Raw genomic sequence first — 12646 nt, 5'->3', positions numbered from 1 at the left:
TCTTTAAAAATAAACGCAGGAGGTAAATAGTCATGAAAAAATTAGTAGTTATGTTTACCTTTTTCCCATTATTGAGTGGTATTGCTTTGGCAGAAGACGAAAATAAACAGTCAGAATCTACTAAAAAATGTGAAAAAGTGTGTGTACAATGGGAGGAAAGGAGATTCTGTCAGCCAGATCCGGTTTTTCCTGGTAAACAAATATGTGGAGTATATAAGACTTGTGTAAAGTATGAAGCAAAATGCAGTGAGGATAGATAAGGTAGAAGAGAAAAATATAGTAACGTATTAGAGGAAGAAAGATTGAAAAGGTTAATAACTTCCATGACATTTATCATTGCTCTTTTCCTTTTATCCTGTTCATGGACAACGAGTTTTTATGTTGTAAACAAGTCCGAGATGCCAATAACGATAGCAGTTAAATACAGAAAAATTGAAAAACCAAAACAGTCTACTCCAACGCCAGAAGTTGAAAAAAGATGGGAGGAATTAGAAAAGAAGTCATGCTGGTATATTGGATTTAAGAAAGAAATCTATATATGTAAAGAAGGTGGTGAGTGCAGAACCCTTCAACCTGATAAATACAAATACGATAAAGAAAAATGTGAGCTTGAGGTTACTTTAGCACCGGGAGAATCAATAAAAGTAGCTGAAATATGCTGTAGCTATACAGGTCCAGAGAAAAGATTTGCTGATAAACTTAATGTTGAAGAACTTAATATTAATACGCCCGGTGGTTTAATCAAATACGAGGGCTTTGAACTACTGAAGATATTTAAAAAGAAGGATAAGACTAAATATGTTTTGGAGTATAGTTAAATTTTAAAATAACTTAACAAGGAGGTTATTATGTTTGGATTACCTGAATTAGGAGTGATAATTTATCTTGCTTCTTTTGCATTCTATTTATTAGCAATTATAAATTCGGCAAAAATAAAGGGGAAGAAAATTTTTTATCTCCTTTTATCTATTTTATCTTTGCCAGCTTTAATACTTCTAATTAAATTAGTTAATAACTTATTAATACAAAAAAATATTATTTCATCTTTAGAAGGGAGCGTTATTCTGTTCTTATTAAGTGCTATTGCAGTGCTTCTGATAGAAATAGTTATATATGTTTACATTAGAAGAATAAAACTTAAAACCACTCATAAGGAGGGTTAATTATGAAAGCTTTTAAATATATAATTATGTGGATTTTTTTACTTATGATACAACCAGCTATAGCCTTAGAAGATTCTAATAATCTAAATGAAGAGATCGTTCAAAACTTTACATATCATTTAAAGTATTCAAAGCAAACAGTCACATTGAAGAATGGAGAATATAAAACTCCATTAAGACCTGGTAACGAAGAGGATATGAAAAATTATCTCAGTGTAAAGATAGAAAAATACGGCATATTTAAACCCAAATTCTTGCCACCATTTGCCATAGTTATACTTTCCGAAAATTTTGGTGGAAGTGGCGTGTTTTTTGAAATAACAGCTCTTGTAAAAGAAGATGATAAAATCGTTCAAACTAATTCAATTGAGCTTGGAGATAGAGTTATAATAAAAGATTTAAGGTTTGAGCCAGGATTTGTTTCTTTTAATGATATAGAGAGAGACTCCATATATTTATCACTTCTTACTTATAAAGAAACTGACCCTTCTTGTTGCCCAACTGAGCAAAAAACACTTTGCTTTACTTTAGCAAGAGATAAAAATAAAGAAATGAAATTATTAACCTGCTTAGAAAGTTTTCTTTTAGAAGAACATCCTCCACACATTTTAAAAAAACCGGCTCTTTATCTTTATCCAAATAAAACTGAAAAAGTAGAAGTAATTTTGAAACCAAAAGGACAGATTACAAAAACTATTCCAGAATACAAAGATAAATGGTTAGTTGTAGCTAATCCAAATGGGTTGATAGATAATAAATATCCGTATCTTTTCTACGAAGTAGCATTAGAAAATTCAGTTGATTTACCAAAAGAAGGTTGGATAGTTAAAACCACAGATTTGGAAAAATGGTTTGATGTAAATCTTCCTAAATTAGGACTTAATAAAAAAGAAATAAAAGACTTTAAAGAATATTGGCTTGGTGAACTAAAAGGATATCCTTATTATAAAATTAGATTACTAAGTGAAGAATTTTTAGATGAAAATATAACAGTTAAAATAAACCCAAAACCAGATACTTTTATTAGGGTAATCTTTTATTTTGAGGGTACTTACTATAGTAAAGAAAAATTAATAGAACCTCAAATTAAAACACCTATAAGAAAAGGATTTACCGCAGTAGAATGGGGAGGAATTTTAGAGACTTCAGATAAGTCTGATATAAAATCAGTAAAATACTCTTTTTCCCCAACAGAAGAAGGCATATTAGTTTTACGTTCTTTAAATATTGAAGATCACAAAATCAAAATAAAAGTAAATGCTAACGGTTGCACTGATAAAAACTCAATTAAAGCTGTTGTTAAAAAATCATCAAGAATAGATTCAAGAGTTCCAGATTATAAAATAACTTTTATAAGAGAAAAACCAGACAATTGTAAAGCCTTTATTCCCGATGGAGCGGTTATTGAGTATGATTTGAAAAGAGATTTTAATATTCAAATGCCTTATACTTTAAAAATTGAAAATCCTGTAATGCCTTTTACTAAGGATGACCCCTATTTTACAGTAGGAAAAGTTAAAACAATTCAAGAAGAACCAATTGAAGGAGAACAAGGAAAATTTATTCTTGGTGTAATTCAAGAAATGATAACAGAGATAAGACGAGATGTAAAAAATGCAACTATTTATGCTATACAGCAAGAAATAGAGAGATATAAAAAGAGAGGAGAAAAAGAAAAGGTAAAAAAATTAGAAAATGAACTAAAAAAGATTAAGCAAATAAAAGATGAAGATTTTCAAATACCAGAAAATGTTCAAGAGTATGAATCTAAATCTAAAGATTTATCATTTGGTCCTATTTATCCCTGCAAAGCTATACAAACTGAAATTATTGCAGATAAAATAATTTCAACAGGAGATATTTTAAAAGTTAAAGGTATGACAAGATCAGGACCTTTTTATCATGTAGCAGGTATAAGGAAAGATGTATTGGAAAAAATGAAAGTAGGGAAAACATACAAAGCAAATTTATGTTTAGTTTATAAAAGGGAATATTTTGGTTTTATACCTGATTATTATGTATATTTAGCTGATGTGGAAGAATAGAAAGCTTTTGGAGGTTAAATATGATTAAAAGATGTAGAGCCTTGATTGGATTATTTCTAATATTTTTTTATTTCTCACCTGTAAAAGCGTCAGAAAAACCAAATGACTTTGCACAATCAGGATATGCAGAAAATTGGAATAAAATTTGTGAGGCTGCACACTTTCTTGCAATTGATGATAGTGAAAGATTTTTAGCTTCGGTAGATGCTATGAGAAGAAAGATAAGAATATGGGACATACAAAGTGGGCGTCAAGTATCGATTATTATAACTAATCATCTTACAGAAGATATGTTCTTTATAAAAAATTCTTTATTAGTTATAAAACCATATAATGGACCCATAGAAATATACAGTATTTTTGGTAAAAAGATAGAAACTCTTGAAACTTTAACCAAAATAAAGGTAGATGGAAGAATAAGAAAAATTTCAAACAATAGAACATACTTATTAGAAGGAGTTTTTGGGGATATAAGTAATCGTGTACGTATCATTAATTTAGAAAATGGCTCTGAGGTTAAACTCCCTGATTTTTCTTTAATAGATGATGAACTATACGACAAAATTGATTTACATTTATATGATCTTGGTTTATATATTGGTCACTTTAAAAGAATTAGTCGTAAGGATTTATCAGATCACGGTAAAGAAAAACTTTTGGTAATGTTGTATGACAAAGAAACATTAAATCCCGTAACAGAATTCCAAATAGACGAGAGAGAACCATGGGATATTATTTGGGCAGTGCTAGACATTAATAGAAAATATCTTTATTTAGATAAAGGGCAAAATTTGAGATTATTTGATATAAATACTGGCAAAAAAGTTTGTGATATTTTTCATAATAATATGGCTAATAAAGTGATTCTAAAAAACGGGGATATAGCGATTATTCATTCTGAACAAGACAAAAAAAACATATTTGCAGAACATTTTTATGTTTCGATATTCAATATCACGGATAATTGTTTAACTAAAGAGAAGAAATTTCACTTCGACCAAGCAACTTCATTATTAGTTACAAACGGTGGATTTATTATTGTAGGATATACTGATGGAAGCATAAAGATTCATAGTATTTCTGATGGAAGTGTAGTTAAAGAATTAATAGTTAAACCTGTTATTGATAGTTATCAATTAATGACTAGAAATAAATGTAAGTAAACATCTATTTTTAATAGATAATTATGTATCTTAGCAGACGTAATAGAACAGAAAGCTTTTGGAGGTTTATTATGGTTAAAGTATATAAAGCTTTAATAGGAATTTTTCTAATATTTTTGTATTTTTCCCCTGTAAAAGCATTAGAAAAACCAGAAGTTTTTATACCTGAAGAAAATAGCAAATTGCTTTTAGATGAATTTTCTTTTGTTTCAGGAAAGTTTACAGATTACTTAATAGTTTATTCACCTGAAAATAACGGAATTTACTTTATATGGGATGTTACGAGTACTTATGTAGAGTCAATTCCTTCGGAGGCATTAAAAAAAGATAATAAGATTTTAGAAAATTTTTTATTTTATCTCAAGGGATTGAACTATACAAAAAAGAAATTTGATAATAATTTAAACATAGATATAAGTAATGAACCTCAACATTCTAAGGATGGTAAATTAACTGCAAAAATTATTCCATACCAAGGAAAGCAAATTATAAGCTTAGTAAGAACATCGGATAATAAAGAACTTGCAAAACTTTTTATTTTTAAAAACAGAGAGTGGATAATTCTTACACCATCAGGTTATTATAGTGCAAGCGATTTTGCAGGAAAATATCTGAATGTTAAACTCGGTGATAAAGTTTATAAAATGGATGACTTTGAAAAAGTTTTCTATCGTCCAGATATTGTTGAAGCAGCTCTTGAGGGAAAATCTATATCAGAATTAAAGTTCCCGAATATAAAGTTGCCTGATATTAAGAATGAAACAAAATACAACATGATTGTAACAGAAGTTTTGTCTAATTTTCCTTTCGAAAAAGCAGGTGGCAAAATTTGGGATATTATTTATTCTTTAAATGGTAAGACTTTTTATGAATCAACTAATAAAGATTTGGCAAAAGAATTTAGTGAATATATAAAAAGCTTACCCGCAGGTTCTTATGAAATGACTCTCATAAGAGAAGGAAGAAAAATTACTACAACTATAAATCTTCCTAATATATCATCTACACCAAGGTTAGGAATTACTATTTTAACTATTGAAAACAATCCTCAATTTTATTTTTTAGAAGCTTTAAAAAATGTGTCATCAAGGGAAGACTTGAAAAATGTTGCACAATTGCTTGAAATAGCCAAAGCATTATCTCCAGAATGGGCTGATATTTATTATAACTTGGGATTAGTTTATGAGGAACTAAGTTACTACGATAAAGCTGCAGAGAATTTTTCTAAATATGTAGATTTTGTAAAAGACAAGAATTCTGTAGAAGCTAAAAATATGACTTTTAGAATTGAGGAGAATAGAAAGAAATATGAGAAATTGGAATATATAAAGAAAAGAATGGTAGAAGTAATGGGAGAAAAGCAAGATTATGATGAAGTTATATATTATAAGTATGGAAATATAAGATTTAAATACGACAAATCAAATCAAATAGTAATGATAAATCCTGCTTTTACTGAACAAGAATTTCTTAAAAAGAATTTTGAAAGAACATGGGTATGGTGGGATATAAATTCAAAACGACTTCCTTTTTTCCCTGTTAAATTTGATGGCAGATATTTTGAAGTTAGATATTTTGGTGTTTTTCCAGACATAATGTCAAACAACCTGAAAATTTCTCTATTTTTAATAAAGGGCGAAATAAATATGGATACTTCTACGGTCAAAATATCAAAGTTTAGGCACGATATTTATGGATATAGTCGAGACAATGTTGAAGAAGCATTTAGGCAAGCAAATAATATGATATCAACTTTCAAGTTGGATGAAATTGAAGATTCTAAGTATGAGTTGTTAATAGGCACAGAAAAGCCTATAGAAAGGCATCTTATATGGCGTAATCCGATAGAGGTTTATAAAATTGAATAGGAGGACAACTATGTTAAAAAATAAATATTTACATAATTTTTTAATGTTTTTAGGTTTCTTATACTTCTCACCTATTACATCCTATGCTTATTGGGAAATTGACCAATCTGAATTTAATAGCTTTTTATGTAGATATGAGCCAAGAGCTTGTAATGCTCCATCAAGAACTGGCAGATTTGCAACTTATCAAGAATGCGAAATTGCTCGAAGGAGTGCATTACCAAATGATGTGCACTGGCAGAATAAAACAAGATGTGTAGGCTACGATGAACAATCAAGCTCTTATACTCCATCTCAACAGCCTGATTTCCAGCAACAGCAAGAAGAAGAATTAAGACAGCAACGAGAACGTCTAAAGTTAGAACAACAAAAAGCTCAACAAGAAAAAGAAAGATTCATAAAAGAATTAAAACACAAACAAGCAGAAGAAATTTTAAAATATGAATTACTATCAAACTACATGAAAATATCATCTCCACCTATACCACAATCTCAAAAAGAAGAACATAGAAAGATTTTAAAGCAAGCAAACTGCATAGCCTATAACTCAATTCAAGCTGCAGAATTAGCATTAAAAGGAAATTTTGAAATATCTAAAAATATACTAACTAATTTGGAGATAATGACAGATAAAGCTAAAGCAGGATTTGACGATAAGACTTCAATTGATTGTCCTGGAAATATAGAATTTAATATTCCAGAGCCAAAAATGTCTATTGACCAAGATCCTATTTATAAAAGTTATCAAGAAATAACACAATCAGTATCAAATTTAATTCTTGAAATACAAGCAAATAATGAAGAATCAAAAATAATTCAAGACAAAAAGCAAAGACTTCAAAAGGAAATGGAACAACTGAAAAATGAATTAAAAGATTTGCAAAAGAAAATTAAAACGACTAAGAATCCAGAGAAAAAAGAAGATTTCGAACTTCTTGAAGAAGAAGCTAAAATTTTACTCCAACGAGCAGAACGAAATTATCAAATTGCCTTGAAAAACGAAGAGAGATTATCAAAAGAAAAGCTGGAAATTGAAAATAAATTAAATGATTTAGAAAAGGGATTAATAGGAAAGAAAGAAGAAATAAACAAATAATTTTACTATTAGATTGAAAAATTGGAGTTTAAAAAATGATTAAAAAACTTTTTACATTCCAAATTATATTTGTTGCTCTCTTGATATTTTCCTCAAAAGTTTTGGCACAAAGTGTTTGTGACGTAAGCATAACTGAACTGAAGAAAAAACTTATTGATTTACAAAAAGATCAAGAAGAAGCAGAAAGAGGAATAATAGAAAGCGACAGGATTCTTATGAAAGCTCAGAAAATTATTCTGCTTGCAAGAGCCAATGGAGATGTAAAAGCTGGTCAAATAGCTGAAGATACAGCAAGAAAGGCAGAACAGGCAAAGAATATGCATCTAAAAAATAAACAAAAAGCAGAAGAAGAAATTGAGATTATTAAACGTTATATTGATATTGCTCAACAAAATAATTTTCAATGTATGTCAGATGTATGTAATAAGCTTAAAGAGCAAATTGACCGTGATAAAGAGGTAATGAAAAGGTTTGTAAGAGATGCAGAAGCATTGAGTAAAAGACAAGAAGAAAGAGAAAAAGAACTTTTAAAAGAAGAATTTGAAACAAAAAAAGATTTACTTTTAAGTTTTTTACCTGATGTGCTTAGTATTGTACATAGTATTAAAGAACTATGGGGAAGTTATGGAAACATTGGAAGGTTGGGGAAAAGAATTCAGTATTTAATTAATGATCCAAAGATAAAAGATCATAAAACCAAAGAAATGCTTTGGAAGACTGGAGAAAAAATAAGGGAATTTAATATTTGGCTTGATAAACATATTTCAGAATATGTTGAATTAACATCACAAGGTATTGAAACTGGTTCATGGAGCTCTGATATGTATCCTAAGATTACTGCTTATTTAAAACTTATGTTTGAAAGTAATGAGTATGTAAAAAACTATCTGGAAGATCTGAAGAAAGACCTATATGACTTAAATAATTCTCCAGAAACTAAAGAACTGCTTGGAGACTTAGCACTTTCTGAAACACTTTCTGAATTAGAAAAAATAAATAATAGATATAAGTTAGCAGTGACTAAATTGGCACCTTTTGCAAATGCTTTTCATATGGTAATTAATACTGTATATCTTAGTGTTAAAATAAACTATCTTGACAATGAAGTAAATGGAGACTATAAATTTACGGAGGATTTATTTAAACAGTATAAGATTCTAAAAGCTCAATTTGATAAAGACATGGAAAAATACAAAAAATGCCAAGATTATTCTAAAAAACTCTTAAAAAGAGAGCAATAATGAATAAAAAAATAGTTTTAGCATTAACAAATTCATTATTTCTCTCTTTTCAAGCTTATTGTTATGATATTCCCGAGCCAAATCCAGTATGTGAGGGAAGTCAACTTCCAGATGGAACATATATACCTAAAGGTGAAGTAAGAGAAGTTTATATTAATGGAGTAAGATATAGATGTGTTGGTTGTGGTAGATGTACTCTAAACAATAATTCTTTTGGACGTACGTCTAACTATGCATCATCTCCTGGTCTTACTCCATTTCAACAAATGCAACTTCAAATGTTCCAAGGGATTATGGCACCATTATTTGGAGCATTAGGATAGATGATATATAATAGTATAATAGATCTCATAATGCCAAAACCTGATACTTCTTATCAACGGCGTCAGCAAGAAGAGGAACCCACGCAGTTAATATTGAACTAAACGTGCTTTCAGCTATGTCAAGATTTGCTGTAGAACGAGGCTATATACAAGAGCCTTTAAAAATAAAACGGCTACCGCACCGCTACAAGCTACCAGAGCCACTCAGTTTAGAAGAAACAATAAGATTCTTAAACGCTGCAAAATCTGAACCTTTTTATTATGCTTTGTTTCTATGTATGTATCATGCAGGTATGAGAAAAAATGAAGCCTTAAATCTAACCTGGGATGACATCTTCTTTGAACATGGCTTAATCAGAGTTAGAAAAGCTAAAATGAATAAGGAAAGATTTGTTCCTATGAGTCAAACGTTAAAAAAAGCTCTCCTACATTTAAAAGCAATGAGAACTGATGATAACCCACTTGTTTTCCCATCACCTAAGACAAGTAAACCTTTAACTGATATCAAAAGAGCAATTTGTAGGATAGCAAAAAAAGCAGGAATTGAAAGAAAAATAACACCACACCAATTAAGGCATAGCTTTGCAACTCATCTTTTAGAGTCTGGAGTTGACTTGAGAACCATTCAAGCACTTTTAGGTCATGAAGATATCAAAACAACTCAGATTTACACAAAGGTTGCAATGCCAGTTCTTTATAGGGCTATTCAAATTCTTGAAGCTCAGACATGTCATCACTATGTCGTCACTGACGACATCACTGACTACAGGAAACCATTTAGAAAAGCGGGGCTGACGGGATTTGAACCCGCGACCTCCTGCGTGACAGGCAGGCGCTCTAACCGTGCTGAGCTACAGCCCCGAACTTACTTTTAAAAAAATTATATAAAATTTTTAAAAATTTTCAAGAAGTTCTAAATAATTTGAAAAATTTAAATAAAGAATGGGCGGAAGAGGATTTGAACCTCTGACCCCCGGCTTGTAAGGCCGATGCTCTCCCCCTGAGCTATCCGCCCACATTATTTATTAATACCTCAAAATTTACTTTTGTCAATAAATATAAAAATTTAATTTTTATAAAACAAATTCTGGATAAAGAGTCCAACAAATTATCCAATTACCTTTATCATCTCTTTCAAGGGCTACAACCCCTCCCTGTCTAAATTTAATAATAGGCTTTTCTGGATTATTGATCACTAATAAAGAGCAAAGTTTTTGAAGATGAGGTAAATGCCCAACTAACATTATATCATCTTTTAAAACAGATAATTTTTCAGCCCATATCTCTGGAGAATCAAGGGGATTTAGTCCCTCTGCCTCAGTTATACCTTCTAAAGGATTTAGATAATCTCCCATAATTTCTGCTGTTTGCTTAGCTCTTAGTTTTCCTGAGTGAAAAATTTTTGAAACCTTTATTCCTGATTTTTTGAGAACTTGAGCAACCTTTTCAACTTCTACTTTGCCAATTTCAGAAAGAGATTTTTGAGGATCCTCACTTTCTGGCTTTGGTATACCATGTTGAACCAAATAAACTCTCATCCCCTCACCTCCCTTTATTTTAAATTTGACAATTTTAATCCTTTATATATAATTATAACCATTTATGAGGATTATTACATTTCTAATTCTTTTATTTTTTACTTTTTTTATAAATTCCTGTACCACATCTAACTCTAATAAACCTTTTTTCACTCTTATTCCAGAAGAAAAAGAAATAGAATTAGGAAAACTTTATACCCCCTTCTCAATCGATGAATTTGAAGGACTTTATCCTGAAGAAAAAATCCAAAACTATGTAAATAATGTAGGTCTAAAAATTGCTAAAATTGCAGAAAGAAAGGTTCCTTACAAATTCTATGTAGTAAATTCAGGTATTATAAATGCTTTTGCGCTTCCTGGTGGACCAGTAGTTATTACAAGAGGACTTCTTTTGCAACTTGATAATGAAAGCCAATTGGCTGGAGTCCTTGCTCATGAATTAGGACACATTAATGCAAGACATCATGTAAAATTCTTAGAAAAACAGTTAGCCTTAAGTATGCTTTTACAAATTGGAAGTTTACTTGTTCCTCAAGACCTAACTGGAGAAATATTGCTTCAGCTTGGTCAAGTTTCAGCTTCTCTTTTAACCCTTAAATTTAGTAGAGATCAAGAAAGAGAAGCAGATAAATATGGATTCCTTTATGCTTTTGAAGCTGGTTATTCACCCCAAGGAATGATAGAAGTTTTTGAGAAATTTAAAAAAATGGAGAAAAAAAGACCACCTGAATGGCTCTCCACTCACCCTCTACCAGAATTAAGAATTAAAGAAGTTAAAGAATATATAGCAACTTTTAGACCAACAGGTATTCTTATAAAGGACACTCAAAAGTTTCAAGAAATTAGAAAGCTTATCCTTCAAACTAAAGAATCTTATGATTATGTAGAAAATGGGAAAAAAGCTTATAAAGATGGAAGAAAAGAAGAAGCTAAAAATCTTTTTGAAAGAGCCTTAAAGCTTTATCCAAAAAATACAGTTGCTTTGATTTATTTAGCAAAATTGGAGATGGAAGAAGGAAATCTAAATAAAGCTAAGGAATATTCAGAATGCTCCCTTAAATATGACCCCAATTTTTTTACTGCTAATATAATTTCTGGAATAATTAATTTTAAACTTAAAAATTATGAGAGTGCCCTAAAATTTTTTGAAAAAGGAAAATCTTTAATTCCCTTTAACGGAGTTTCCTATTATTATGCAGGAAGAACCTATGAAGAAAAGGGAAATTTCAATTTAGCTTTAAAAAATTATGAAAAGGCTTTAGAATTAGGACCTAAAAATGAACCTTGGTATAGAGATTGTTATTATAGATATGATAAACTAAGAAGGTTTTAAATGAATTTACCTTTTGTATATACCTTTCCTATTTCTGGTGTAACTACTTCTATTTTAATACCTCCTCTGGTTAGTTTTTTAATATCCTTTTTATGTGCCTCTGGTGGAATAAGTGGTGCTTTTTTATTGCTTCCTTTTCAAGTAAGTATTCTTGGATTTACTACCCCTTCTGTAAGTGCTACCAATCACCTATATAACGTATTTGCTATCCCTTTTGGAGTTTATAGATATTGGAAAGAAAAAAGATTTTATTATCCTCTAACTTTAATAATTATCTTAGGAACTTTCCCAGGAGTAATTATAGGTTATCTTTTAAGAATTTCCTTTTTTGAAGAGTTGAAAAGATTTAAATTATTAGTTGGTCTTGTGCTCTTAACTATTGCTATAAGATTAATATATGAATTTTTTGCAGTTAAAAAGGAAACTAAATTTTCCCCAGAACCTCCAAAAACATTAACTTTTAATTGGAGAAAAATAGAATTTATTTATTCTCAAGAGCATTTTAAATTAAATTCTCTTATTATTTCTTCTCTTGCTTTTTTTATTGGAATAATTGGAGGAATTTATGGAATTGGTGGAGGAGCGTTAATGGCTCCTATTTTACTTGCTTTTTTTAGAATACCAGCTTATGTTTTTGCAGGAGCAACCCTTGCTGGAACTTGTATCACCTCTATAGTAGGAGTTATAGTTTTTGCTTTGGGTGGACACCCTCCTGATTGGCTATTGGGACTACTTTTAGGAATAGGAGGAGCTTTTGGTCTTTCCTTAGGAGCAAGAATTCAAAAATATATGCCTCAAAGATTAATAAGAATAATAATTACAGGAGCAGTTCTTTTTATCTCTATCAATTATGTGATTTCCTTTTTTAAGTAGAAT

12 protein-coding genes, 2 tRNA genes and 1 pseudogene are annotated in these 12646 nt (G+C 30.0%); 12 read left to right on the top strand and 3 right to left on the bottom strand.

Annotated elements, in window-relative coordinates; genetic code table 11:
- The first annotated feature begins 32 nt into the window (after positions 1-32).
- The 10 genes and pseudogenes from TOPB45_RS04200 to TOPB45_RS09235 form a co-directional block, all read left to right on the top strand.
- Positions 33-260: a hypothetical protein gene (locus TOPB45_RS04200; protein WP_013909610.1), complete on the top strand. Its 228-nt coding sequence runs from the start codon at positions 33-35 to the stop codon at positions 258-260.
- Between the two features lie 42 nt (positions 261-302).
- Positions 303-818 carry a hypothetical protein gene (locus tag TOPB45_RS04195; RefSeq protein WP_201763803.1) on the top strand — a complete coding sequence of 172 codons (516 nt, stop codon included), beginning with the start codon at positions 303-305 and terminating at the stop codon, positions 816-818.
- 30 nt (positions 819-848) lie between these two features.
- Positions 849-1163, top strand: coding sequence for a hypothetical protein (locus TOPB45_RS04190; protein ID WP_013909608.1), 315 nt, complete (start codon positions 849-851; stop codon positions 1161-1163).
- Between the two features lie 2 nt (positions 1164-1165).
- The gene (locus tag TOPB45_RS04185) at positions 1166-3208 is read left to right on the top strand and encodes a hypothetical protein (RefSeq protein WP_013909607.1); all 2043 of its coding nucleotides are present in this window, start codon (positions 1166-1168) and stop codon (positions 3206-3208) included.
- A gap of 20 nt (positions 3209-3228) precedes the next feature.
- Positions 3229-4371 (top strand): hypothetical protein, encoded by a 1143-nt coding sequence (locus TOPB45_RS04180; RefSeq protein ID WP_013909606.1) that lies wholly within the window; start codon positions 3229-3231, stop codon positions 4369-4371.
- Positions 4372-4442: 71 nt separating this feature from the next.
- On the top strand, positions 4443-6239 hold the full coding sequence (locus TOPB45_RS04175) for a Do family serine endopeptidase (protein WP_013909605.1): 1797 nt from the start codon (positions 4443-4445) through the stop codon (positions 6237-6239).
- 10 nt (positions 6240-6249) lie between these two features.
- Positions 6250-7335, top strand: coding sequence for a hypothetical protein (locus TOPB45_RS04170; RefSeq protein ID WP_013909604.1), 1086 nt, complete (start codon positions 6250-6252; stop codon positions 7333-7335).
- Between the two features lie 35 nt (positions 7336-7370).
- Positions 7371-8576, top strand: coding sequence for a hypothetical protein (locus TOPB45_RS04165; protein ID WP_013909603.1), 1206 nt, complete (start codon positions 7371-7373; stop codon positions 8574-8576).
- Positions 8576-8899 (top strand): hypothetical protein, encoded by a 324-nt coding sequence (locus TOPB45_RS04160; RefSeq protein ID WP_013909602.1) that lies wholly within the window; start codon positions 8576-8578, stop codon positions 8897-8899. Before TOPB45_RS04165 ends, TOPB45_RS04160 begins: the two co-directional genes overlap by 1 nt.
- Before the next feature lie 116 nt (positions 8900-9015).
- Positions 9016-9570: pseudogene (locus TOPB45_RS09235) on the top strand (tyrosine-type recombinase/integrase); the annotation flags it as partial.
- A 115-nt stretch (positions 9571-9685) separates the two neighbouring features.
- Here the strand turns inward: TOPB45_RS09235 and TOPB45_RS04155 are convergent.
- The 3 genes from TOPB45_RS04155 to sixA all read right to left on the bottom strand — a co-directional run bounded on the left by TOPB45_RS04155 (position 9686) and on the right by sixA (position 10437).
- Positions 9686-9760, bottom strand: a tRNA-Asp gene (locus tag TOPB45_RS04155).
- 82 nt (positions 9761-9842) lie between these two features.
- Positions 9843-9914: transfer RNA gene (locus tag TOPB45_RS04150), tRNA-Val, on the bottom strand.
- 58 nt (positions 9915-9972) lie between these two features.
- A complete protein-coding gene (gene sixA, locus TOPB45_RS04145; RefSeq protein ID WP_013909601.1) occupies positions 9973-10437 on the bottom strand; it encodes a phosphohistidine phosphatase SixA in 465 nt (154 codons plus the stop codon).
- A 64-nt stretch (positions 10438-10501) separates the two neighbouring features.
- On the opposite strand from sixA, the gene TOPB45_RS04140 reads away from it, so the two are divergent.
- The gene (locus TOPB45_RS04140; RefSeq protein WP_013909600.1) at positions 10502-11770 is read left to right on the top strand and encodes a M48 family metalloprotease; all 1269 of its coding nucleotides are present in this window, start codon (positions 10502-10504) and stop codon (positions 11768-11770) included.
- Positions 11771-12643 (top strand): sulfite exporter TauE/SafE family protein, encoded by an 873-nt coding sequence (locus tag TOPB45_RS04135; RefSeq protein ID WP_013909599.1) that lies wholly within the window; start codon positions 11771-11773, stop codon positions 12641-12643.
- The last annotated feature ends 3 nt before the right edge of the window (positions 12644-12646 follow it).

The sequence above is a fragment of the Thermodesulfobacterium geofontis OPF15 genome (assembly GCF_000215975.1).
GTDB classification, from domain to species: domain Bacteria; phylum Desulfobacterota; class Thermodesulfobacteria; order Thermodesulfobacteriales; family Thermodesulfobacteriaceae; genus Thermodesulfobacterium; species Thermodesulfobacterium geofontis.
Note: the sequence above shows the minus strand (reverse complement) of the source record. Positions and strands in the feature narration are given on the sequence as shown.

What these genes read in the sequence shown, in the direction of transcription:
- TOPB45_RS04200 (WP_013909610.1), top strand. Translation starts at nt 33, where the DNA reads ATGAAAAAATTAGTAGTTATGTTTACCTTTTTCCCATTATTGAGTGGT.
- TOPB45_RS04190 (WP_013909608.1), top strand. Translation starts at nt 849, where the DNA reads ATGTTTGGATTACCTGAATTAGGAGTGATAATTTATCTTGCTTCTTTT.
- TOPB45_RS04185 (WP_013909607.1), top strand. Translation starts at nt 1,166, where the DNA reads ATGAAAGCTTTTAAATATATAATTATGTGGATTTTTTTACTTATGATA.
- TOPB45_RS04180 (WP_013909606.1), top strand. Translation starts at nt 3,229, where the DNA reads ATGATTAAAAGATGTAGAGCCTTGATTGGATTATTTCTAATATTTTTT.
- TOPB45_RS04175 (WP_013909605.1), top strand. Translation starts at nt 4,443, where the DNA reads ATGGTTAAAGTATATAAAGCTTTAATAGGAATTTTTCTAATATTTTTG.
- TOPB45_RS04170 (WP_013909604.1), top strand. Translation starts at nt 6,250, where the DNA reads ATGTTAAAAAATAAATATTTACATAATTTTTTAATGTTTTTAGGTTTC.
- TOPB45_RS04165 (WP_013909603.1), top strand. Translation starts at nt 7,371, where the DNA reads ATGATTAAAAAACTTTTTACATTCCAAATTATATTTGTTGCTCTCTTG.
- TOPB45_RS04160 (WP_013909602.1), top strand. Translation starts at nt 8,576, where the DNA reads ATGAATAAAAAAATAGTTTTAGCATTAACAAATTCATTATTTCTCTCT.
- sixA (WP_013909601.1), bottom strand. Translation starts at nt 10,437, where the DNA reads ATGAGAGTTTATTTGGTTCAACATGGTATACCAAAGCCAGAAAGTGAG.
- TOPB45_RS04140 (WP_013909600.1), top strand. Translation starts at nt 10,502, where the DNA reads ATGAGGATTATTACATTTCTAATTCTTTTATTTTTTACTTTTTTTATA.
- TOPB45_RS04135 (WP_013909599.1), top strand. Translation starts at nt 11,771, where the DNA reads ATGAATTTACCTTTTGTATATACCTTTCCTATTTCTGGTGTAACTACT.